Annotated in this window: 22 protein-coding genes; 12 read left to right on the top strand and 10 right to left on the bottom strand. The window is 71.8% G+C overall.

Translation table 11 applies throughout. From position 1 onward, the window contains the following. Positions 1-3: 3 nt before the first annotated feature. Genes LQ940_RS04810 through LQ940_RS04800 form a run of 3 tightly spaced genes read right to left on the bottom strand, consistent with a single transcriptional unit; the run spans position 4 to position 2,472 of the window. The gene (locus tag LQ940_RS04810; RefSeq protein ID WP_231243425.1) at positions 4-636 is read right to left on the bottom strand and encodes a hypothetical protein; all 633 of its coding nucleotides are present in this window, start codon (positions 634-636) and stop codon (positions 4-6) included. Continuing rightward, positions 629-1,024 (bottom strand): hypothetical protein, encoded by a 396-nt coding sequence (locus LQ940_RS04805; protein WP_231243424.1) that lies wholly within the window; start codon positions 1,022-1,024, stop codon positions 629-631. The genes LQ940_RS04810 and LQ940_RS04805 overlap by 8 nt, the downstream gene beginning before the upstream one ends. Beyond that, entirely contained in the window at positions 1,024-2,472 is a 1,449-nt protein-coding gene (locus LQ940_RS04800; RefSeq protein WP_231243423.1) for a hypothetical protein, read from the bottom strand. Before LQ940_RS04800 ends, LQ940_RS04805 begins: the two co-directional genes overlap by 1 nt. Before the next feature lie 152 nt (positions 2,473-2,624). Here LQ940_RS04800 and LQ940_RS04795 point away from each other — a divergent pair, with 152 nt between their 5' ends. Further along, positions 2,625-3,914 (top strand): citrate synthase, encoded by a 1,290-nt coding sequence (locus LQ940_RS04795; RefSeq protein WP_231243422.1) that lies wholly within the window; start codon positions 2,625-2,627, stop codon positions 3,912-3,914. 151 nt (positions 3,915-4,065) lie between these two features. Continuing rightward, positions 4,066-4,752: a ceramidase gene (locus LQ940_RS04790; protein ID WP_231243421.1), complete on the top strand. Its 687-nt coding sequence runs from the start codon at positions 4,066-4,068 to the stop codon at positions 4,750-4,752. Here the strand turns inward: LQ940_RS04790 and LQ940_RS04785 are convergent. Together LQ940_RS04785 and LQ940_RS04780 are read right to left on the bottom strand one after the other, a co-directional pair. Continuing rightward, positions 4,718-5,125, bottom strand: coding sequence for a nitroreductase family deazaflavin-dependent oxidoreductase (locus LQ940_RS04785; protein ID WP_231243420.1), 408 nt, complete (start codon positions 5,123-5,125; stop codon positions 4,718-4,720). The two genes, LQ940_RS04790 and LQ940_RS04785, sit on opposite strands and share 35 nt — an antisense overlap. 84 nt (positions 5,126-5,209) lie before the next feature. Next, positions 5,210-6,175: a YihY/virulence factor BrkB family protein gene (locus tag LQ940_RS04780; RefSeq protein ID WP_231243419.1), complete on the bottom strand. Its 966-nt coding sequence runs from the start codon at positions 6,173-6,175 to the stop codon at positions 5,210-5,212. 90 nt (positions 6,176-6,265) lie between these two features. Between LQ940_RS04780 and LQ940_RS04775 the strand changes: the two genes are divergently transcribed. Continuing rightward, positions 6,266-7,537 carry a S1C family serine protease gene (locus LQ940_RS04775; RefSeq protein WP_231243418.1) on the top strand — a complete coding sequence of 424 codons (1,272 nt, stop codon included), beginning with the start codon at positions 6,266-6,268 and terminating at the stop codon, positions 7,535-7,537. A gap of 48 nt (positions 7,538-7,585) precedes the next feature. On the opposite strand, the gene LQ940_RS04770 is transcribed toward LQ940_RS04775, so the two are convergent. Together LQ940_RS04770 and LQ940_RS04765 are read right to left on the bottom strand one after the other, a co-directional pair. After that, positions 7,586-8,614 carry a GNAT family N-acetyltransferase gene (locus tag LQ940_RS04770; protein WP_231243417.1) on the bottom strand — a complete coding sequence of 343 codons (1,029 nt, stop codon included), beginning with the start codon at positions 8,612-8,614 and terminating at the stop codon, positions 7,586-7,588. After that, the gene (locus LQ940_RS04765) at positions 8,611-10,311 is read right to left on the bottom strand and encodes an ABC-F family ATP-binding cassette domain-containing protein (protein WP_231243416.1); all 1,701 of its coding nucleotides are present in this window, start codon (positions 10,309-10,311) and stop codon (positions 8,611-8,613) included. The genes LQ940_RS04770 and LQ940_RS04765 overlap by 4 nt, the downstream gene beginning before the upstream one ends. A gap of 110 nt (positions 10,312-10,421) precedes the next feature. On the opposite strand from LQ940_RS04765, the gene LQ940_RS04760 reads away from it, so the two are divergent. From LQ940_RS04760 to LQ940_RS04745, 4 genes are all read left to right on the top strand, one after another. Then, the gene (locus tag LQ940_RS04760; RefSeq protein ID WP_231243415.1) at positions 10,422-11,393 is read left to right on the top strand and encodes a phosphatase PAP2 family protein; all 972 of its coding nucleotides are present in this window, start codon (positions 10,422-10,424) and stop codon (positions 11,391-11,393) included. Between the two features lie 60 nt (positions 11,394-11,453). Next, positions 11,454-12,629 carry an acyl-CoA dehydrogenase family protein gene (locus LQ940_RS04755; protein WP_231243414.1) on the top strand — a complete coding sequence of 392 codons (1,176 nt, stop codon included), beginning with the start codon at positions 11,454-11,456 and terminating at the stop codon, positions 12,627-12,629. A gap of 15 nt (positions 12,630-12,644) precedes the next feature. Then, positions 12,645-13,793 (top strand): acyl-CoA dehydrogenase family protein, encoded by a 1,149-nt coding sequence (locus LQ940_RS04750; RefSeq protein WP_231243413.1) that lies wholly within the window; start codon positions 12,645-12,647, stop codon positions 13,791-13,793. Positions 13,794-13,899: 106 nt separating this feature from the next. After that, entirely contained in the window at positions 13,900-14,832 is a 933-nt protein-coding gene (locus LQ940_RS04745) for a phosphotransferase (protein ID WP_231243412.1), read from the top strand. A gap of 8 nt (positions 14,833-14,840) precedes the next feature. Here the strand turns inward: LQ940_RS04745 and LQ940_RS04740 are convergent, their stop codons facing one another. Next, the gene (locus LQ940_RS04740) at positions 14,841-16,085 is read right to left on the bottom strand and encodes a PucR family transcriptional regulator (RefSeq protein ID WP_231243411.1); all 1,245 of its coding nucleotides are present in this window, start codon (positions 16,083-16,085) and stop codon (positions 14,841-14,843) included. A gap of 153 nt (positions 16,086-16,238) precedes the next feature. On the opposite strand from LQ940_RS04740, the gene LQ940_RS04735 reads away from it, so the two are divergent. Genes LQ940_RS04735 through LQ940_RS04715 form a run of 5 tightly spaced genes read left to right on the top strand, consistent with a single transcriptional unit; the run spans position 16,239 to position 21,126 of the window. After that, positions 16,239-17,054: an ABC transporter ATP-binding protein gene (locus LQ940_RS04735; protein WP_231243410.1), complete on the top strand. Its 816-nt coding sequence runs from the start codon at positions 16,239-16,241 to the stop codon at positions 17,052-17,054. A 10-nt stretch (positions 17,055-17,064) separates the two neighbouring features. Next, positions 17,065-17,757: an ABC transporter ATP-binding protein gene (locus LQ940_RS04730; RefSeq protein ID WP_231243409.1), complete on the top strand. Its 693-nt coding sequence runs from the start codon at positions 17,065-17,067 to the stop codon at positions 17,755-17,757. A gap of 17 nt (positions 17,758-17,774) precedes the next feature. After that, entirely contained in the window at positions 17,775-18,653 is an 879-nt protein-coding gene (locus tag LQ940_RS04725; protein ID WP_231243408.1) for a branched-chain amino acid ABC transporter permease, read from the top strand. Further along, positions 18,653-19,789 (top strand): branched-chain amino acid ABC transporter permease, encoded by a 1,137-nt coding sequence (locus tag LQ940_RS04720; RefSeq protein WP_231243407.1) that lies wholly within the window; start codon positions 18,653-18,655, stop codon positions 19,787-19,789. The genes LQ940_RS04725 and LQ940_RS04720 overlap by 1 nt, the downstream gene beginning before the upstream one ends. Then, positions 19,786-21,126, top strand: a complete 1,341-nt coding sequence (locus LQ940_RS04715; protein ID WP_231243406.1) for an ABC transporter substrate-binding protein — start codon at positions 19,786-19,788, stop codon at positions 21,124-21,126. The genes LQ940_RS04720 and LQ940_RS04715 overlap by 4 nt, the downstream gene beginning before the upstream one ends. Here LQ940_RS04715 and LQ940_RS04710 read toward each other — a convergent pair. Next, a complete protein-coding gene (locus LQ940_RS04710) occupies positions 21,084-21,716 on the bottom strand; it encodes a class I SAM-dependent methyltransferase (protein WP_231243405.1) in 633 nt (210 codons plus the stop codon). The genes LQ940_RS04715 and LQ940_RS04710 overlap by 43 nt on opposite strands. Next, positions 21,709-22,497, bottom strand: coding sequence for a tRNA pseudouridine(38-40) synthase TruA (gene truA, locus LQ940_RS04705; protein ID WP_231243404.1), 789 nt, complete (start codon positions 22,495-22,497; stop codon positions 21,709-21,711). The genes LQ940_RS04710 and truA overlap by 8 nt, the downstream gene beginning before the upstream one ends. Positions 22,498-22,529: the final 32 nt, after the last annotated feature.

The following is a 22,529-nucleotide window of genomic DNA, read 5'->3' as shown; positions in this document are numbered from 1 at the left end:
GGCTCAGGCGGCTCCAGCCGCGACCTGCTCCGCGGTGGCGAGCACCAGCGACTCCATCTGCTCGGGCTGTTTCTCGTCGGGCTCGTAGTGGTTCAGGGTGACCAGGAGCAGGCGCTCGCCCACGTGCGTCACGAGGCCGACGCGGACGGTCTGGCCCACGTCGCTCACCATGAGTCCGGGGGCTCCGGCGACCGTCACGTCCTGCGGGACCTCGGTGCCCAGGGTCTTCGCCTTCTCCACATCCCGCTCGAGGGTCCCGTGCTGAGGCATCAGGTCGATCCTCAGCACGGAGTAGTCGGCGAAGGTGAGTGCGCAGCTCTCCTGCTTGCCCGGCGTGCCCGCGGTCGACGGCTCGCTCACCTTCACGCCGGTCTCGGCGCTCAGGGCCGAGGCGTCGATGGCGTCGCACGCCGCGGCCGACGCGGATCCGCTGGTCGGGGCGCTGGGGGTCTCGGAGGGTTCCGAGGTCTCGGAGGGTCCCGAGGTCTCGGACGGCCCGGGCGAGGGACTCGCCGACGACTTCGTCCCGGACGGCCCCTCCCCGGTGTCGCCGCCCTCGTCGCCGCCCGAGCACCCGCTCAGGAGGAGGGACAGCACGAGCGCAGCGGCGGCGAGGGCGTGTCGTCGATCAGCCACGTCGCACCTGCGAGGTGTAGCGGTCCAAGGTGGCGCCCATCTCTCTGGTCGTCGCGACGATCGCCGCCTGGACGATCTCGAAGCCCCGGTACTCATCCTGGGGCCGCTGCCAGAACCGCTCCCAGGTGATGGCGCGGCGCTCCACCCGATCGTGCACGGTGCGGAAGTGCGCGGGCGCATCGTCGGCACCGGTGAGCTGCTCGAGGGCCTCGACGATCTCCGGCTCGAGCGGGCGGGACGCCTCCTCGTCGAGGATCCGGTCGACGAGGTCGTCGACCTCGGCCAGCCGCGCCTCCAGGGTGGCGGCCGCACCGCCGGCCCGGGCGGACTCGAGCAGCAGGTCGACCGGCTCGGCCGGTTCGGCGCTGGATGCGTCGTAGTACTCCATCACCTGGCTCCCTGCGGGATCTTCACGTCGTTCTGAGGAGCGATGACCGAGGGCGGGGCCATCGGCGGGTGCCACTCCTCAGGCTCCCCGGTCAGGGGGTTGACGGGTCCCGAGGAGTTCGGCCCCGAGGAGTCGGGCTCGCAGTCCTCGTCGTAGTAGACGCTGGGGTCGGTCTTGCCGGCCTCGGCCACGCCCTCGTCGACCTTGTCCTCGAGGTCGTCGTACGCCGTCCCCTCGGGGTCGCCGAAGTCGGTCTTGAGGTCCTTGAGCGACTTCTCGATGTCCCCGGTGTCGGAGGGCAGGTCGTTGAGGTTCATCTTGGCTCGCGCGTGCGGCAGCTTCGAGACGATGCGGACGACCTGCTTCACCGTCTTGATGCGGTCGGCCTGCTCCCTCGCCCACTCCTCGACCTCGGTGGCCAGACCGAACGCGACCTCGATGAGGTTCTTCACCGTCTTCACGTCCTCGACGAGGTCGGTGAAGAACGCCGTCCCCTTCTCCGCGATCTCCTTGACGGTGGTCAGGATTCCGATGACGGCGTTGATCCGCTTGAGGAGGAACCTCATCAGCTTGAAGAGCTTCTGCGCCAGCACCCGGATGATCTTCTCGACCTTCATGGCGATCCGCTCGCTCATCGTGGCCAGGCTCTCGAAGACGCCGGCCAAGCCGTCGATGACGCCGGAGATGGCGGTCATCACCGCGCCGTAGAGGGCGATGTGGAGGTTCAGCGCGCTGCCCGCCTGGCCCTTCATCGCCTGGATGGCGTTGCCCGCGAGCAGGCCGAAGTTCACTGCGTAGTCCCGGAACGCCTTGGCGAGCTTCTTGCAGGCCGACGAGTTCTGCTGGATGGCGTAGTAGTCGCCCGAGAGCGGGAAGACGATGAAGTCCTCGAGGCTCTTGTCCGGCAGCTCCTCGAAGATGTCGATGCCGTGGTCGCGGCACCACTTGATGCACTCGTTGACCTTGTCGCGGGCGGCGTCCCAGCCGCTGACGACCTCCTGGAACGGCTCGTCGTGGCCCTTGGGGAACTTCTGCTTGCCCTCCTCGGGAGCGGTGAGCCGGTCGGCGGGGTCCCTGAGGCCCACCAGGCGGACCTCGATGCCGGGGCCACCGCCGTCGCCCTGGCCCGGCTCTCCGGTGAGCTTGTCGAAGTCGAACTTGATCGTCTCGTCAGTCGCGTAGACGTGCTTGGCGGTCATGATCGTGGCCGCCTGCAGGCCCTCGAACCGCGTCTCGAAGGTGCTCTTCATCGTGGAGAAGTAGCCGCGCATCTCGCCCATGGCGTCGGCCAGCGGCTTCAGCGCGAACGGCTCGAAGTCGAAGCCCGCGGTGCTGCAGACGTGCTCCTCGACGTAGGTGTCCATGTCGGTGACCTGCTCCTTGATGGTCACCATGTCCTCGAGCAGCATGTCGAGGCTGCCCCACTGGATCTGCAAGACGTCACCCATGCCGCACTCCTTGTCGTGGTCTGCTGCTCGGGTTGTTACCCAGCGCACGGCGCCAGAAACCCGGTGACCACTCGACGACCGCGGACGTGCGGACCGTCCCACCCGTGGACCGGGGTTCGCGCCTCGCCCACCCGCGGTTTAGGTTGGACCGCGTGACTGACTCTCTCACCGTCCGCGACAACCGCACCGGACAGGAGTACGACGTACCCATCCTCGACGGCACCATCAAGGCCGCCGACGTGGGGAAGATCAAGACCGGAGAGGACGAGCCCGGGCTGGCCGTCTACGACCCCGGCTTCGTCAACACCGCCTCCTGCCGCAGCGCCGTGACCTTCATCGATGGCGACAAGGGCATCCTGGAGTACCGCGGCTACCCCATCGAGCAGCTCGCCGAGAAGTCCAACTTCCTCGAAGTGGCCTACCTGCTCGTGCACGGCGCCCTGCCCACCAAGGCCGAGTACGACGCCTGGGTCCACGAGATCACCTACCACACCTTCGTCCACGAGAACGTCAAGACCTTCATGCAGGGCTTCCGCTACGACGCCCACCCCATGGGCATGCTCATGGCCTCGGTCGGCGCCCTCTCGACGTTCTACCCCGACGCACGCAACATCACCGACGCCGACAACCGGCACATGCAGATCGTGCGCATGATCGCCAAGATGCCCACCCTCGGCGCCTGGTCCTACCGCCACGCCCAGGGCAAGCCCTACGTCTACCCCGACAACGAGCTCTCCTACACCGCCAACTTCCTCTCCATGCTCTTCAAGATGAGCGAGTCGAAGTTCGAGGCCGACGAACGACTCGTCAAGGCCCTCGACGTGCTCTTCATCCTGCACGCCGACCACGAGCAGAACGCCTCCACCAACGCGGTCCGCTCGGTCGGCTCCACCCAGGTCGACCCCTACTCCGCCGTCTCCGCCGGCGTCGGCGCCCTCTTCGGCCCCCTGCACGGCGGCGCCAACGAAGCCGTCCTACGGATGCTGCGCCGCATCGGGTCGAAGGAGAACATCCCCGACTTCATCAAGGGCGTCAAAGACGGCAACGAACGCCTCATGGGCTTCGGCCACCGCGTCTACAAGAACTACGACCCCCGCGCCAAGATCATCAAGAAGTCCGCCGAGGACGTCTTCGAGGTCACCGGCACCAACCCCCTGCTCGACATCGCCCTGGAGCTGGAGAAGATCGCCCTCGAGGACGAGTACTTCGTCAAGCGCAAGCTCTACCCCAACGTCGACTTCTACTCCGGCCTCATCTACGAAGCCTTCCAGTTCCCACCCGAGATGTTCACCGTCCTGTTCGCCATCGGCCGCACCCCCGGCTGGCTGGCCCAATGGCTCGAGCTCGTCCAGGACAAAGAGCAGAAGATCGCCCGCCCCAAGCAGATCTACACCGGCGACCGCACCCTCGACTTCACCCCAGCCTCCGAGCGCTGGGCGTAGTCCACTGAACCGCCGACAGCCCCCGCCCATCCTCTGGGCGGGGGCTGTCGCCGTCCTGTCCCTGGGACTGCTCGCCGCGGCCGTCGCGGGCGGCTGGCTCGGCCCGGACGTCGACCGCGGGGCCGGCTTCTGCGAGGCGGCGTCCGGCACGGTGCGCCAGCCGGTCAACACCCTGAGCAACCTGGGCTTCGTCGGCGTCGGGCTGCTCGTCGCCGCGAGGGCCGGGCGCGAGGGCGGGCTCGGCACCGGCACGCTCGCGCTGCGCCCGGGGCTCGCGACGGCGTACGCGTGCGTGGTCGTGCTGCTCGGGCCGGCCAGCATGGCGATGCACGCCACCGAGTCGTCGCTCGGCGGACATCTCGACCTGGCCAGCATGTACCTGATCGCGGGCTTCGCCGTCGCCTACGCCGCCATGCGGCGCTGGCATCGCGGCCCCGCCTTCCTGGCGGCGACGTACGCCGCGGTCGTGCTGGCCTGCGAGCTCGTCGGCCTGCTCGGCGAGGTGCCGTGGCTGGGCCACATGGGCAACGTGGCGTTCGGGACGTGTCTGGCGGCGGCGCTGTGGCTGGAGTCGCGCGTCGCCCGGGCCGGCGCGGTCGCCCTGGACGTCCGCTGGGCGTGGGCGGCCGCCGGCAGCATCCTGGTGGCCCTGGCGATCTGGACCACGGCCAAGGACGGCTCGCCGCTGTGCTTGCCCGGGTCGCTCTACCAGGGCCACGGCGTGTGGCACCTGCTGTGCGCGGTCTCCGCCTGGTGCCTGTTCCGGCTCTACGTCAGCGAGCGGCCGGTCGGCCGGACCAGCCTCAGTCCGTCGGCAGCAGCGCGACGACCGGGATGACGCGCGAGGTCTGGTCCTGGTAGTCGCCGAACCGCGGGTACAGGGCGGTCTGCTGGGCGTACAGCCGGTCTCGCTCCTCCCCCGTCACCTCGACCGCGCGGACGGCGAGCTCCTCGTCGCCGACCTCGATGCGGACCTCCGGGTGGGCCTTGAGGTTGCGGTACCAGTCGGGGTGGGTGTCCGCGCCGGCCCGCGAGGCGAAGACGACGTAGCGCTCGCCGTCACGCAGGTACATCATCGGGTTGACCCGCTCCTGGCCACTCTTGGCGCCGGTGCTGTGCAGGAGCAGCAGCGGGGCGCCCTCGAAGCGGCCGCCGACGCGGCCGTGGTTGGCCCGGAACTCGGCGATGACCTGCTGGTTGAAGTCGCTCATCCCAGAAGTCTCGCAAAGCCGAGCCTGGGGCGCGCGCCTCGTCGCGGCCTGTGAAAGGTGCGCGGGTGGCGAGGTGGGGCGCGGCTAGACCTGCTGCTCCTTCGGCCGGCCCGGGTCGTCGTAGGCGGGCTGCTCCTGGTGGGCCCGCAGCGCCTCGAGCTGGGCGCAGACCGCGACGCCGTAGAAGAGCGAGATCGACGACAGCAGGCTCCACAGCAGCAGGGCGACGATCCCCGCGAGGGGGCCGTAGGTGCTGGAGAAGGAGCCGCTCAGGTTGACGTAGAGCGCCAGGCCGGCGGCCGCCAGCATGCTGAGCCCGACGGCGACGACGGCGCCGAGCGCCAGCCAGGTGAGGGCCGGCTGGCGGCGGCGCGGCGCATGGTCGAGCAGGACCGCGATGGTCAGCACGAGCATCAGGAGTCCGACCGGCCAGCGCCCGGCCTCCCAGGCGGTCCGCAGCCCCTCGGACCAGCCGTACTCCGCGACCATCGCGTCCCCGAACGCGCCGCCGGCGACGAGCAGTAGGAAGCCGAGCCCCACCGGCACGGCCAGGACGGCGGTCAGGACCGCGGCCCGCCCGTACTTCGCGAGCGCCGGCCGGTCCCGGCGGATGCCGTAGATGCGGTTGCTGCCCCGCTCCACCTGGGCCATGGCGGTGGTCATCGACACCAGCGCGAGCAGCAGCCCGATGACGAGCGCGACCTCCCCGGTGCCCTCGGAGCCGGAGGCGATGGCGCCGACGAGGGCGTCGTCGCCGCTGGAGCCGGGCGACACGGCGTTGATCGTGCGGGCCAGCACCTGCGCGGCCCGGTCCTCGTCGAGGTCGGCGGCCAGACCGGTGACGGCGAGCAGGAACGGCACGACCGCCAGGCAGGTCTGCAGCGCCAGGGCCCGGCTGTTGGTGAACCCGTCGCCGTAGCGGAACCGCACGAAGCTGCTCACCGCGATGTGCAGCAGCCCGTGGCGGCGCGCGAGGTGCCAGGCGTCCTCGGCATCGAGCTCGTCACCGTCCATCTCGGTGGTGACGGGGACCGTGCGCGCCGTGGTCATCCGGGCACCCTATGCGGGCGCGCACAGTTCTTCGCGAGCACCCAGCCACGTCTCAGCCGGCTCACAGGCGACCCGGCCACCATGGTGGTCATGAACCAGATGCCTCCCTTCCCACCGCCCAGTCACGGGCCCCACGAGGCCCCTGACACCACCCGTCCGCTGCCCGGTGCCCCGGCGGCGGCTCCTTCCTCCTCCCCCTTCGGGGCCCCGGCCGCTGCCTCCACGGCTGCGCCCAAGCGCGGACGCGGCCGGCTCGGGCTCGCGGCCGCCGTCGTCGGCACCTCGCTCCTCGTGGGCGGTGCCGCCGGGCTCGGCGGAGCTGCCGCCTGGCACGCCATGGACGACGAGCCCGCCGACTCCCCGGCCGCCACGGCCGGCCCGAGGAGCTCGCAGGTGGCCAGCAGCCCGGACTCCGAGGCTCCCACCGGCCGCGTCGAGGCCGTCGCCTCCTCGGTGCTGCCCTCGGTCGTGAAGCTCGACGTCTCCGGCGTCCAGGGCTCCGGCTCCGGCTCCGGCATCATCCTGAGCTCCGACGGACAGATCCTCACCAACAACCACGTCGTCGAGGTCGCCGGCGAGGGCGGCGAGATCACCGTGTCGTTCAACGACGGCTCCAAGGCCACCGCGCGGATCCTGGGCACCGACCCGCTGACCGACACCGCCGTGATCCAGGCCGAGGACGTCAGCGGCCTCACCGCGGCGAGCATCGGCGACTCCGAGGGCCTCGACGTCGGCCAGGAGGTCGTGGCGATCGGGTCCCCGTTCGGCCTGGAGTCGACCGTGACCAGCGGCATCGTCAGCGCCCTCAACCGTCCGGTCGACGTGGGCGCGGACGCCGAGGGCAACCGGACGACGTACCCCGCCATCCAGACCGACGCCGCCATCAACCCCGGCAACAGCGGCGGACCGCTGGTCGACATGGACGGCAACGTCATCGGCATCAACTCCTCGATCCGCAGCGCCTCCACCGGCAGCGAGGCCGGCTCCATCGGTCTCGGCTTCGCGATCCCGATCGACGCGGTGCTCCCGATCGTCGAGCAGATGGCCGCCGGCGAGACCCCGACCCACGCCAAGCTCGGCGTCAGCGTCCAGGACGTCGCCGACGCCACGGGCGTGGAGGTCACCGAGGGCGCCCAGGTCGGCACCATCAGTGACGACTCCCCCGCCGGCTCCGCCGGACTGCGCCCAGGCGACGTCATCACCAAGGTCGACGACGCCAACATCACCGGCGCCGACTCCCTGGTCGCCACGATCCGCACCTACCGCCCCGGCGACGAGGTGACGCTCACCTACGTGCGTGACGGCGAGAGCGAGACCACCAAGGTCACCCTCGACTCGGACGCCGAGAAGAGCTCCTCCTGAGCTCCCCCTGACCCCTGACGGGCGGGCGGGCCCGAGACCGCCCGCCCGTCAGGCCCAACGCTTCTGCAGCTCCCCCAAGCGCTCGACAGGCACGAAGCCCAGGCGCTCGTTGACGCCGATCATGTGGTCGTTGACCTCGGCGTTCCAGGTCACGACGCGTTCCAGCCCCGAGGTCTCGCGCTGCAGCAGCCGCAGGTTGGCGACCTTGACGGCCAGGCCCAGCCGGTGCCCACGGTCGGCGCGGCGCACCAGCGTGCCCCACTGGTAGGCGAGGGTCGGCTCGTGGACGGTCGTGACGATGTCGGTGTAGGCCACCACGGTGCCGTCGGCGTCCAGCGCCACGGTGTTGTACTTCGTGCGCCCCTGCCGGCGGCTGACCTCCTCGCCCTCCCGCAGGGCGACCAGGTCCACGGCCTCGGGCTCGCGCTCCATCTCCCCGGTGGGCGCCTCGATCATCAGGGTCGTGCTGAGCTCGGCCCAGCTCCGGACCAGGTCGTCGGGGACCGGGCCGACCCAGGAGCGCAGCGTGTACGCCGCCGCGTGGTGGGCGGCGGCCTCGACGGCCAGCGTGTCGAGCAGCTCCGGCTCGACGGGCAGGGCGAGGGCCCGCATCACGTCGCCCAGGCCCAGCTCGTAGCCGTGCGCGCGGCCGAACTCCACACCCGGCGTGCCGGCCCCCGTCGGCCCGACCTCGTAGGGCCAGGCGGTCTCGGCGGCCAGCGTCGTGCGACCGTGCTCCCGCGCCACGTCCTCCACCCGGGCCAGCATCGCCGACCCGTGCCCCCGGCGCCGATGCTCGGGCGCGGTGTGCACCTCGACCTCGGCGTGGCTCAGGTTGTCGAGCAGCCTCAGCTGCACGCTGCCGACGACCACGGCCGTGCCGCCGACGGTGCCGAGCAGCAGCACCTTGCGGCGCGACCGGGTGGGCTGCTGCAGCTGCACCCCCAGCTCCTCCAGCGCCCACGGGCTCGCGAGCTCCTCGCGCCCGTGCCGCTCCGCACGCACGTAGACGTCGTGCCAGGCCTCGAACGTGGCATCGTCGAACGGGTCGACGGGGCGGATCTCGAGCTCGCTCATCGCGTGCGCTGCACCCGTCCCTCGTCCCACACGGGACCGTCGGACTCGTAGACCTCGCCGTCGCCCCCGTAGACCAGGAACCGGTCGAAGCCGCGGGCGAACCACCGGTCGTGGGTGACCGCGACGACCGTCCCGTCGAAGGCCTCCAGGCCCTCCTCGAGGGCCTCGGCGGACTGCACGTCGAGGTTGTCGGTCGGCTCGTCCAGCAGCAGCAGCGTGGCCCCGGACAGCTCGAGGAGCAGGATCTGGAAGCGCGCCTGCTGGCCGCCCGACAGCGACTCGAACCGCTGGTCGGCGGCGTGTGCCAGCTCGTAGCGGTCCAGCACCCGCGCCGCCTGCTCGCGCCCCATCCCCGAGCGGCCGCGGCCGTCGGCCTCGCCGTCGCCACGGTGCAGGATCTCGACGAGGGTGCGCCCGACCAGCTCGGGATGCTCGTGGGTCTGCACGAACCAGCCCGGCCGCACGCGCGCGCCCAGCTTGGCCTTGCCCGTGTGGGGCACCGGCTTGATCGCCACCTCGCCCACGGGCCGGTGCTCGATGTCGGGGTCGCTGCCACCCGCGGCGAGCAGGCGCAGGAAGTGCGACTTGCCCGAGCCGTTGGAGCCCAGCACGGCGACCCGCTCGCCATACCAGACCTCGAGGTCGAAGGGCCTCATCAGGCCGGTCAGCTCCAGGCCCTCGCAGACCACCGCGCGCTTGCCGGTGCGTCCGCCCTTGAGCCGCATCGTCACCTGCTGCTCGCGCGGCTGCTCGGTCGGCGGACCGGCCTCCTCGAACTTGCGCAGCCGGGTCTGCGCGGCGCGGTACTGGCTCGACATGCCGTCGTTGTACTCGGACTTGACCTTCAGCCGGAGCACCAGCGCCTTGATCTTGGCGTGCTCCTCGTCCCAGCGGCGGCGCATCTCCTCGAAGCGCGCGAACCGGTCCTTGCGCGCCTCGTGGTAGCTCGAGAACCCGCCCGGGTGGGTCCACACGGGGTTGCCCGCATGCCCCAGCTCCACCGTCACGACCCGGGTGGCGGTGTTGTCGAGGAGCTCACGGTCGTGGCTGATGAACAGGATGGTCTTGTCGGACTCGCGGATGCGCTGCTCCAGCCAGATCTTGCCGGGCACGTCCAGGAAGTTGTCCGGCTCGTCGAGCAGCAGCACCTCGTCGGGGCCGGCCAGCAGGTACTCCAGCACCAGGCGCTTCTGCTCCCCACCCGAGAGCGTGCGGAGCTCGCGGTACTTGGCCCGGTCATAGGGCACGGCCAGGGCCTTGACCGTGCACACGTCCCAGGTCACCTCCACGTCGTAGCCGCCCGCGTCGGCGTACTCCGCCAGCGCCTCGGCGTAGCGCATCTGGGTCGACTCGTCGTCGGTCTCCATCAGCGCCAGCTCGCAGCGCTCGACCTCGGCCGCCGCCGACCGCACCCGGGGCGGGGCCACGGAGAGGAGCAGGTCCGCGACCGTGGGCTCGGCACCCAGCCCGGCGCCCACCATCTGCCGCATGACGCCGAGGCCGCCGCTGCGGGTCACGGCGCCGGCGTGCGGCACCAGGTCGCCGGTGATGATCTTGAGCAACGTCGTCTTCCCGGCGCCGTTGGCGCCGACCAGCGCCACCTTGGCGCCCTCGCCGACCCGGAAGGAGACCTCGTCGAGCAGCACCCGCCCGTCCGGCAGCTCGAAGCGCACTCCACTGACCTCTACATGTCCCACGTCGGAGGATTGTCCGCCATCGCGGCCGGATCGGCACACCGGTTTCCGGCTCACCCCTTGGGGCGATCCGATGGCCGTGCGTGAAGCACGGTGTTTTACGATTGCGCACCATGACGGCACAGGCGGAGGTCACGACGAGTGACGTCGAGACTCGCACCCGTCGCCCCGCTGTCCGCGCCGGGGCCATGGCCGTCTGGGTGGCCGCCGTCGCGGTCTGGTGGTGGCGCTTCGGGATCCCCAACGACTCCATCACCGTGATGATCACGCTCTGGCTGGGCACGGTCGCCTGGAACATCGAGGCCCACCCGCGCGAGCACCTGAACTTCCTGCGCGACTGGTGGCTCCCCGCAGCCTTGCTGACGTTCTACTTCTTCAGCCGCGGGCTCACCGACGAGCTGCAGATCCCCGTCCACTGGACGATGCCGATCGACGCCGACCGGTGGCTGGGCGGCGGCACGACCCCCACCGAGCTCCTGCAGTCGGCCTGGTGCGGGGACCCGTGCCTGAAGGCGAGCGACCCGCGCTGGTACGACGTGCTGTTCACCACCACCTACGCCACCCACTTCCTGGTCGGGCTGACCATCGCCGTGGTGCTGTGGGTGCGCAACCACGACGAGTGGCAGGTCTGGATGCGCCGCTTCGTCGGCCTCAACTTCGGCGGCCTGGTCATCTACGTGTCCTACCCGATGGCGCCGCCGTGGCTGGCCTCGGACGAGGGCTTCATGGGCCATGTCGAGCGCCTCACCTCGCGCGGCTGGCGCGACATCGGCCTGCAGCGCGTGGACGTGATCCTCAACGGCGTGGGCAACCCGACCGCCGCGATGCCCTCGCTGCACTTCGGCACCGCGTTCCTGGTGGCGCTCTACGGCGTGTGGCGCCTGCGAGGCAGCTGGCGCTGGCTGCTGTTCGCCTACCCCGCCGTCATGGGCGTGGCGCTGGTCTACTACGGCGAGCACTACGTGGTCGACCTGGTCGCCGGCGGTGCGCTCGCGGGTCTGGTGATGGTGCTGGCGCGCCGCTGGGAGCGGCGGCGCGAGGAGCGCGCGGAGGTCCACGCCACCGCGGAGGACGTCCGCGCCTGAGCCGGGCTTCTACCTCTCAGTAGCATCGGGGCAGCCGACCAGGGAGAGGGGCGACCCCGCATGCAGCTCGAGCTGTCCGAGGACGACCAGGAGTTCCGCGCGCAGATGCGCGAGTTCTTCACCACCGAGGTCTCCGAGGAGATCCGCCGCACCGTGATCGAGGGTCGCGAGCTCACCCACGACCAGATCGTCGAGGCCCAGCGGACGCTCAACGCCGCCGGGCTCGCCGTACCGCACTGGCCGGAGGAGTACGGCGGGCGCGGCTGGAGCGAGCTGCGGCGCCACCTCTGGCACGAGGAGATGCAGCGCGCCGGCGTACCGACGCCGCTGGCGTTCAACGCCTCGATGATCGGGCCGGTGATCGCGCAGTTCGGCACCGAGGAGCAGAAGCAGGAGTACCTGCCCAAGACCGCCAACCTCGACATCTGGTGGAGCCAGGGCTTCTCCGAGCCCGACGCGGGCTCCGACCTGGCCAGCCTGCGCACGACCGCGGTCAGGGACGGCGACCACTGGGTCGTCAACGGGCAGAAGACCTGGACCACGCTCGGCCAGTACGGCGACTGGATCTTCACCCTGGTCCGCACCGACCCGGAGGTGAAGAAGCAGGCCGGCATCTCGATGCTCCTCATCGACATGACCTCACCCGGCCTGGAGGTGCGCCCGATCGAGCTGATCGACGGCGGCCACGAGGTCAACGAGGTGTGGTTCACCGACGTCCGGGTCCCCGCCGCCAACCTGGTCGGCGAGCTCAACGGCGGCTGGACGATCGCGAAGTTCCTGCTCGGCAACGAGCGCGTCGGCGTCGCCCCGGTGGGTGCGACCAAGCGCATCCTGGCCCGGGCCAAGGACCTGGCCAAGGACACCTCCGACGGCGAGGGCGGCACGCTGCTCGACGACCCGCTGGTCCGGGCCCGGATCGTCGAGCTCGAGAACGAGCTGCTCGCACTGGAGCTCACCGCCCTGCGGGTCGTGGCCCACTCCAGCGACGGCGAGCCGCACCCCGCCTCGTCGGTGCTCAAGCTCAAGGGCACCGAGCTCCAGCAGGCCGTCAGCGAGCTGATGGTCGACCTGGCCGGTCCCGCCTCGGTGGCGTCCGGCGCCGGCGACGACTCCGACCTGCCCGACTGGGCGCGCACCGTCACGCCGACGTACCTCAACCTCCGCAAGGCCTCCATCTACGGCGGCTCCAACGAGATCCAGCGGCAGATCATCAGCCGCACGATCCTCGGGCTCTGAGCCGAAGGGACTGACATGGACTTCACGTACGACGACGAGCAGGTCGCCCTCCGCGACGCCGTCCGCGGCCTCGTGGGCAAGGCCTACGGCGACTACGAGCGCCGGCGCCAGGTGGTCAAGGAGGACCCGGGCTTCGACGAGAAGCAGTGGTCGCGCCTGGCCGAGATGGGGATCCTCGGGCTGCCCTTCTCCGAGGAGGACGGCGGGGTCGGCGCCGGCCCGGTGGAGATCGGCATCGTCTGCCAGGAGCTCGGCCGCACCATCGCCCCCGAGCCGTTCCTCGCCTCGGTCGTGCTGGCCGGCGGGCTGGTCGCCGCCGCCGGCACCCCTGAGCAGCGCGCCGAGGTGCTCGGCGCGCTCGCGGCCGGCGACAGCGTCCTGGCCTTCGCCCACGACGAGCCCGGCCGGCGCTGGGGGGCGGCCGCCGAGTCGGTCACCGCCGCGCAGGACGGCGGCTCCTGGACGCTCACCGGCGTCAAGGAGCCGGTTCTGCACGGCGCGCGGGCCGACGTACTGGTCGTCAGCGCGGCGCTGCCCGGGGGCGGCACCGGCGCGTTCCTGGTCGCCGGCGACGCCGAGGGCCTGAGCCGCGCGGGCTACCCGACGTACGACGGCGGCCGGGCCGCACGCGTGGCCCTCGACCAGACCCCGGCCGTCCCGCTCGGCGCCCCCGGCCTGGACCTGTCCGGCTCCATCGCCACCGTCCTGGACATCACCCGGATCATGGCCGCGAACCAGTCGCTGGGCGCGATGCAGACGCTGCTCGGGGCGACCACCGACTACCTCAAGAGCCGCAAGCAGTTCGGGGTCACGCTCAACCACTTCCAGGCGCTGACCTTCCGGGCCGCCGACATGTACACCTCCCTGGAGCTGACCCACAGCCTCGTCGACTGGGCCACCATGGTCATCTCGGCGGGCACCCCCGAGGAGGTCGCCGCGGCCGCCGCACGGGTCTCGCTCCAGGTCAGCCGCGGCGGCCGTCACGTCGGCCAGGAGGCCATCCAGCTCCACGGCGGCATCGCGATGACCGCGGAGTACCACGTCGGCATGTACGTCGCCCACCTCACCGCCCTCGACCACCTCTTCGGCGACGGCGACCACCAGGTGCGCAAGCTCTCCGCAACAGTGGCCGACTACGACCTCCTCGACCCCCTCGACCGCTGACCCGTCACCAACTCGCGCCACTTCCCGCTGACCCGTCAGAAAGTTTCTGACGGGTCAGCGAAAAAACGGGTGGTGGCGGTGCTGCGGGGGCGCGAGACACTCGGGCGTGGCGCATCTGTGGACCGACCCCGCATGGCTGGCGGGGGCGCATGCCTGGATCGACGACCGGCTGGGGGCGCTGGGGCTGATCCGCACCGGTGACATCGAGCAGCCGCACGCGGAGGTGTGGTCGACGGTGCTGCGGGTGCCCACGCAGGGCGGGCCGGTGTGGTTCAAGGCCAACCACGGGCCGCTCATGCACGAGGCGGCCCTGGTCGACCTGCTCGCGGACAGGGTGCCGGACCTTGTGCAGGCGCTCCTCGCCTCCGACACTGAGCGCGGCTGGCTGCTGATGAGCGACGCCGGGCACCGGCTGCGCGAGCTGGTACAGGTCGAAGAGAGCCTCGAGCGGTGGGTCGACGTGCTCGCCGGCACCGCCCGGATCCAGCTCGCGCTCGAGGACGACATCGAGGCCCTGCTCGCCCTCGGCGTCCCGGACCTGCGCCTCGAGACGCTGCCCCAGAGGTACGACGCGCTCATGGACCAGATCGGTGCCGAGCCGCGCTTCCGGGAGGCCGGCGCGAGGGTCCGGTCGCTCGCCCGCGACCTCGCGCCGTACGGCATCCGGGAGACGGTGCAGCACGACGACCTCCATGACGGTCAGGTGTTCGTCCGCGACGGACGGCACTGGGTCATGGACTGGGGCGACGCCTGCGTGTCCCACCCGTTCTTCACGCTCTCGGTCACGCTCGAGGGCGTGCTCGCGTGGGGCCTCGACGACGTGGCGGGCTCCGTCGACGTCACGCCGTTCCGCGAGGCCTACCTCGCGCCGTACGCCGACGCCTACCCGCGGCTCACCGCCGCCGACCTCGCCGAAGCCGCGCGGGTCGCGACCCGTCTCGGCTGGGCGTGCCGCGCCGTCAACGGCCACATCGCGGGCGACGACCGGCAGACGATCACCCGGCTGACGATGTTCGTCGACGGTCGTCTCGCCGACTGAGTCCGGCGTCAGCGCCCGCGCGCCATCAGCGCCAGCGAGAGCAGCATCTTGTCGCGCGGCGAGGTCAGGGTGCGCCCGGTGATCTCCTCGATCTGGCGGGCCCGGTAGATCACGGTGTTGCGATGGCAGAAGAGCTCCTCGGCCGCGTGCGTGGGCGAGCCGTCGTGGCGCAGCAGCGCCGCCAGGGTCTCGAGCAGGGTGGACCCGAGGGGCTCGGGCTGGGCCAGGAGCGGGCCGAGCGTCTCGCGCATCAGCAGCGGCGTGACCTGGGGGCTGCCCGCCAGCAGGACCTCGGGGAGCCGATCGGTGACCGAGACGACCCGTGCCTCTCCCCGCGCGAGCGTCTCGGCGGCCCGCGTGGCCAGCTGGAACGCCGTCGCGAAACCGGCCACCCCCTCCGGCGAGGCGGCGATCCCCACCCTCCCCGTGGCATGGGGCTCGATCAGCGCCACCAGCTCGCCGTCGTCGGGGATCGGCCCGGAGAGCAGCCCGAAGTAGCGACCCGTGCGCACGTGCCAGTGACAGCTGACCTCCACGCGCTCCAGCCGGTCCTCGAGCGCGCCGAGCGGCTCGTCGAGGGAGCCGTCGAACAGCGCCACCACGCAGGCGACCCGGGCGTCGGCGGCGATGCCCAGCAGGTCGCGCGCCTCCTCCGCGAACTGCGGGTCCGCACCCCGCCCCTCGGCCAGCGCGTCCAGGGCGCTCTGCTGGCGCTGCAGGTCCTGGCGCTGCATGCGGGTGCTCTCGCGCCGGTAGGCCTCCACCAGGACGCCGTTCTGCACGTCCAGGGCGGACCAGACCCGCTGGCCCGCCACGAGCAGCACGTGCTCGTCGGTGACCGCCCCCGTGGTGCGGCCCGAGTCGACCAGCGCCTCCCACAGCACCCGGGTGCCGAGCGTGTAGGCGTTGAGGACCGTCTCGAGCGGGACCAGCTGGCGCGCCCGGCGACGGCCCGTCTCACGCCACAGCTCGATCGCCGAGGACGGCGCGTCGCTGGTGCCGGCCAGGACCTCGATCCCGCGCCGGATGTGCTCGCGGGTGCTGTCGCGCACGTCGACGCGCAGCTCGGGCCCCACCCGCTCGTAGACCTCCGAGTCCCGCACGAGCAGGGTCAGCGTGATCGTGTCCGCGATCTCGTCGGCCCGGGGACGCAGCGCCGCCCAGGCGGCCTCGACGTCGTGGAGCACCGCCGCGTCGTCCGGCTGGGAACCGGCGGGCCGCGGGAAGGCCGAGCCTGCGCTGCGAGCTGGCATGAGGAGAGATTCGCACTCTCCGCACAGTTCTGACCAGGGTCCTTCGCGAGAGGCGGCATTGAGACAGCGATCGTTGGGCGCTGCGCCCAATGCGCAACCTGTGCGCTGCGCACCACAGTGGTGCGCGTCACAGCACACCTGCGGAGGTAGCGCATGAGCCACACGCTGGCGGGCGTCGCCCGGCCGGGGGCACTCGGTCCGCAGCTCGAGGTCACGGACGTGACGGTCACCTTCGGCGGCATCACCGCACTGAGCGACGTCGCGCTGACGGCTCGCCCGCACCAGGTGCTCGGCGTGATCGGGCCCAACGGCGCCGGCAAGACCACCCTGTTCAACGTCGCCTGTGGGTTCGTGGTCCCCGACCGTGGCCGGATCTGCTGGCGGGGCCAGGAGCTCGGCGGGCTGCGCCCACGTGAGCTCGCCGGCCTCGGGATCGCCCGCACCCTCCAAGGACTCGGTCTGTTCGACCGCGTGACGGTGCTGGAGAACGTCATGGTGGGCGCCGACCACCACGCGCGCTCGGGGTTCCTCTCCTCGCTCCTCGCGCTCCCCCGCGCCTCGCGCGAGGAGCGTGAGATCCGGGAGCGCGCCCGCGGGGTCCTCGCCGACCTCGGCATCTCCCAGTACGCCGCCAGCTACCCCGCGAGCCTGCCCTACGCGGTGCGGAAGCGGGTCGCGCTCGCTCGTGCGCTGGCCGGGGAGCCCGACCTGCTGCTGCTCGACGAGCCCGCGAGCGGACTGTCGACCGGCGAGATGGACGACCTCGGGGAGCTGGTGCGCGGCCTGACCACCCGGATGGCGGTGATGCTGGTCGAGCACCACATGGACCTGGTGATGCGCGTCTGCGACGAGATCACGGTCCTCGACTTCGGCCGGGTGATCGCGCAGGGCTCCCCCGATCAGGTGCGCGACGACCCGGCCGTCCTGGCGGCGTACCTCGGCGAGGCCGTCGGCGGCGGGGAGGCCTGAGGTGCTGGTCGTGAAGGATCTGTCGACGAGCTACGGGCCGGTGCGGGCCCTGCACGGCGTCTCGCTGAGCGCCGAGCGGGGGCGGATCACCGCGGTGCTCGGCGCCAACGGCGCCGGGAAGACCACCTTGCTGCGCACCATCTCGGGCCTGGTCCGCAGCCACAGCGGCAGGATCGAGCTGGACGGGACCCGGGTCGACCGGCTCCCGGCCGAGATGATGCCCGCCCTGGGCCTGGCGCAGGTGCCCGAGGGCCGCGGCGTCATCACCGAGCTCACCGTCGACGAGAACCTGCGCCTGGGCGCGCTCGTGCGCGGCCGCGTGCGAGCCGCGGAGCTGGAGCGGGTCTACGACCTCTTCCCCGCCCTGGCGGACCGGCGTGCGGCGGTGGCCCACGTGCTCTCCGGGGGCGAGCGCCAGATGCTCGTCATCGGTCGCGCGCTGATGTCGAGACCCCGGATGCTGCTGCTCGACGAGCCCTCGCTCGGGCTGGCGCCGCGCATCGTCACCCAGATCTTCGACCTCCTGCGCTCGCTGGTGGAGAGCGACGGGCTCAGCGTGCTCCTCGTCGAGCAGAACGCCCGCAGCGCGCTCTCCATCGCCCACCACGGCGTCGTGCTCAACCTCGGGCGCGTCGTCGCGAGCGCCGACGCGGCGGTCCTCGCCGACGACGACCAGCTCCGCCACGCCTACCTCGGCTTCTGAGCAGGACAGGAGATCTCGTGCAGCAGTTCGTCAACACCGCGCTCAGCGGCCTCACCCTCGGCATGGTCTACGCGGCGTTCGCCCTTGCGCTGGTGATGATCTGGCGCTCGACCAGGATCGTGAACTTCGCCCAGGCGCCGATGGCGATGATCACGACGTTCGTGGCCCTGGCGGTGATCGACGCCGGCTACTCCTACTGGCTGGGGTTCGCCCTCGCCCTGCTCAGCGGGCTGGTGCTGGGGGCGGTGACCGAGCGGGTGGTGATCCGGCCGGTGGAGGGCAAGCCGGAGATCAACTCGGTCATCCTCACCCTCGGACTCTTCATCGTCCTGCACGCCCTCGCCTCGGTGGTCTTCGGCAACCGCTACCGCTCCTTCCCCGCGCCGTTCGGCGTGCGCGGGATCGAGGTCGGCGACACGACGCTGGGCATCACCGGCTTCGGCCTCTTCTCCATCGCCGCCGTGCTCGTTGTGATGGCCTTCCTCGTGGCGCTGTTCCGCTACACCGACGTGGGGCTGAGGATGCGGGCGGCCGCGTTCAACCAGGAGGTCGCGAGGCTCCTGGGCGTCCGGGTCGGCCGCATGCTGACGCTGGGGTGGGCCCTGGCCTCGCTCGTGGGGTCGCTGGCCGGGCTGCTGATCGCCGGCGGCAGCCTGGTGCACCCCGGGTTCATGGACTCGATCGTGGTGTTCGGCTTCGTGGCCGCCGTGCTCGGCGGCCTGGACAGCCCTCTCGGGGCCGTCCTGGGCGGGCTGCTGCTGGGGTTGTCCCTGAGCTTCGTGAGCGGGTACGTCGGCTCGCAGCTCGTCGCGCTGACCGCACTGTCCATCTTGATGCTGGTCCTGATCCTGCGTCCGGGCGGCCTGTTCGCCCCGGCCGCGCAGCGGCGGGTCTGATGCCCCGGCTGCGCGAGGTCTGGCGGGAGGCCACGCTGGTGCGCCACCTGGTGGGCGCGGTGCTCGGGCTCGTGGTCGTGGTCCTGGTGCTGGAGACCTCGAGCGACTTCCGCAACCTGCAGCTCGCGTCCATGGCCTACCTCGGCATCGCCGCCGGCGGCCTCACCGTCCTCACCGGCGTCAACGGCCAGATCTCGCTGGGCCACGGTGCCCTGATGGCGATCGGCGCCTACACGACGGCGTTGCTCCTGCCTGACCGGGACGCCGCGACGCCGCTGCCGCTGGCCGTGCTCGCCGCCGTCGCGGTCACCCTCGTGGTCGGGATCGCGGTCGGCTACGCGGCCGCCCGGCTGCACGGCCCCTACCTCGCTGGCGCCACGCTCGCGCTCGCCGTCGCGGTGCCCGGCGTGGCGCTGTTCTTCAAGCAGGAGCTGGGCGGCGAGCAGGGCCTGCGGGTGGTGCTGCCCGAGATCCCCGCGTGGGTGCTGGACCTGGCGTTCTTCGTCACCGGCCAGGAGCTCACCCGCAGCCGCTACGTCGCGTACGTCGCCTGGCTGACCCTCGTCGTCACCTTCGTCCTGCTCGCCAACCTGTCGCGCAGCCGGGTCGGGCGCCGGTGGCGCGCCGTGCGCGACGGCGAGGTCGCCGCCGAGCTGGCCGGGATCGACCTGGCCCGGGCCAGGGTGTCGGCGTTCGTCGTCAGCGCCGCCGCCGCGGGCGCCGCCGGCGCGATGATGGCGATCACCGTGCGGCTGGCGGCACCCAGCGGGTTCACGCTGACGCTGAGCCTGACCCTGCTGACCGCCGTGGTCCTGGGCGGCCTCGGCAGCCTGGCCGGTGCGTTGATCGGCGCCGCGCTGCTGACGTTCCTGCCGCAGGTGGTCACCGACTGGGGCACCTCCGCCGGACTCACCGACATCCGCGCCGCCGAGCTGGCGCCGCTCGTCTACGGGCTGGTCATGGTCCTGGTCGTCCTGCTCGCCCCCCGTGGCGTCGTCGGGACCCTGCGCGCGCTGGCCCACCGGCGTACCGGCCCTCGACCGACCGCGGAGCCCGCGACCGACCTGCCCCCGGAGCACCCCATCTCGAGCACCAGCGAGCCCGTCACCACCACCTCGAAGGGAACACCCACATGAACCGACGCCTCTCCAGGCCGGGGCCGCTCGCCGGCGCCCTGGCCGCACTCGTGCTGCTCGCCGCCTGCGGCGCAGGTGACGACCGATCCGACGAAGACGGCGGAGGCGGCGCAGGCAGCGCCAGCGACGTCGGGGTCACCGACGACACCATCACCGTCGGCGCCCACTTCCCCCTGACGGGCGTGGCGGCCCCGGGCTACAGCGAGATCCCGACCGGCGTGCAGGCCTACTTCGACTACGTCAACGCCCAGGGCGGGGTCCACGGCCGGGAGATCGAGTACCTGGTCAGGGACGACGCCTACAACCCGACCAACACCAACACCGTCACCAACGAGCTGGTGCTGAAGGACCAGATCTTCGCGATGGTGGGCGGGCTGGGCACGCCGACGCACAGCGCGGTGGTGGACTTCCTCAACGAGGAGGGCGTGCCGGACCTGTTCGTCTCGTCGGGGTCGCTGCAGTGGGGCGACGACGTCGAGACGAGCCCCATGACCTTCGGCTGGCAGCCGGACTACGAGATCGAGGGCAAGATCATCGGCCAGTACGTCGCCGAGAACCTGCCCGACGCGAAGGTGGGGCTCTTCCTGCAGGACGACGACTTCGGGGAGGACGCGGAGAAGGGCGTGCGGCAGTTCCTCGACGACCAGATCGTCGGCGTGGAGCGCTACACCTCGGGCAACACCGACGTCGGCCCGCAGATCGCGGGGCTGCAGGCCTCCGGCGCCGACGTCGTGCTGTCGTTCAACACGCCGTCGTACACGGCCCTGAGCCAGCTGGTGTCGCTCAAGCTGGGCTACCAGCCGCAGTGGTTCTACAGCAACGTCGGCGCCGACCCCGACCTCGTCGGGTCGCTGCTCGCGGAGTTCTCCGAGGGTGCGGTCGAGGGCGGCGCGAGCTCGCTCGACGGCGTGCTGACCACGGAGTACATCCCCGGCATCGACCAGGCCGACGACCCGTGGGTGCAGCTGTGGCAGAAGGTCTGGGACGAGCACGGCACGGAGGGCGAGCTGACCAACTACCGGGTCTACGGCATGTCCCACGCCTACGCGTTCGTCCAGGCGCTGCAGGCCGCCGGCGAGGACCTGACCCGCGAAGGGCTGGTCGAGGCCCTCGAGGAGGGCGGCCAGGACCTCGAGGGGCCGCAGCTCGCGCCGTTCCGGTTCAACGCCGACTCGCACCTGGGCATCTCCGGACTGCGCGTGGTCGAGATCAAGGGCGGCGGCGCGGCCGAGCCCCTGACCCCCGTGCTCGTCTCCGACATCGGGGACGCCCCGATCGAGGAGGACACCTCGGGTCAGGCCGAGGACGCTCCGCCCGAGAGCGGCGTGCCCGAGTAGGCGCGCGTCTCCAGCACGCGGAAGCCCTTGGCGCTGGCGAGCCGGGTGGTCGGGTAGCCCTGCTCCCCCAGCCACCGCTGGAGCGAGTCGGCGCCGAGGTTCTTGCCGACGACCAGCACGGCTCGCCCGCCGGGGGCCAGCCGTGGCAGCCAGGTGAGCAGCAGCTCGTGCAGCGCCTGCTTGCCGATGCGGATCGGCGGGTTCGACCAGATCTCGTCGTACGTCGCGGCGGGGTCGACCCCCTCCGGGGTGACCGCGATGAACCGGTCCGCCACGCCGAGCGCGGTGGCGTTCTCCTGGGCGAGCAGCACCGCGCGCTCGTTGACGTCGACCGCCGTCACGTCGCACCCGGGCGACGCAACCGCGATGGCGAGCCCGATCACGCCGAACCCGCAGCCGAGGTCGAGGATCCGGCCGCCGGCGGGGGGCGTGGTCTCGCGGAACAGGATCGCCGTGCCGATGTCGACGCGCCCGTTGGCGAAGACGCCCGACCCGCTGGTCAGGTGGAGCTCGTGACCCCACACCGACGCTACGACCGGCGAGCGCTTGAAGGCGACCGTCGGGTCGGCGGAGAAGTAGTGCTCATCCATCGCGTCTCGCCCTCGTCGTGGTGGCCCGCGCCGCCAGCTCGCTGTCGGGTGGGTAGGCGACCTCCTCGAGGGTCAGTCCGTGCGCGTGCGCGACCGCGACCGACGGGTCACGGGCCTCGGCCCGCAGGATGTCACCGGCCCAGGACGGCGGGCGGCGACCGTCGCCCACCGCGAGGAGGCAGCCGACCAGGGCGCGCACCATGCTGTGGCAGAACGCGTCGGCCCGCACGGTCGCCACCGCGAGCCCCTCGGGCGAGCGCGACCAGCTCAGGTCGAGCAGCGTCCGGATCGTCGTGGCCCCCTCGCGGCGCTTGCAGAAGGACGCGAAGTCGTGGCGCCCCACCAGGGCCGCCGAGGCCTCGTTCATCGCGTCCAGGTCGAGCGGGCGGGACCAGACGAGGACGTGGTTCCGGGTGAGCGGGTCGACGAGGGCGGCGTCGTCGGCGATGCGGTAGGCGTAGCGGCGCCACAGCGCCGAGAAGCGGGCGTCGAACCCGGGCGCCGCCTCCGCGACCGTGCGCACCCGCACGTCGGGCGGGAGCACGCCGTTGAGCCGGCGCAGCAGGTTCGGCACCACCTGCTCGACGTCGACGTGCACGACCTGTCCTCTCGCGTGCACCCCGGCATCGGTACGGCCCGCGCAGACGGTGGCCACGGAGTCGACGCGCAGCACCGTGGCCAGCGCGTGGTCGAGCACCTCCTGGACCGTGCGCAGCCCCGGCTGGGTCGCCCAGCCATGGAAGTCCGTGCCGTCGTAGGCACACTCGATCCGCAACCGCACCCGCCCAGTTTCGCAGGTGGTGATACTGGAAG

The organism is Nocardioides sp. cx-173 (genome assembly GCF_021117365.1).
In the GTDB taxonomy this organism is placed as follows: Bacteria; Actinomycetota; Actinomycetes; order Propionibacteriales; family Nocardioidaceae; genus Nocardioides.
The sequence above is the reverse complement of the archived record's forward strand: the minus strand, read 5'-3'. Positions and strand labels throughout refer to the sequence as shown.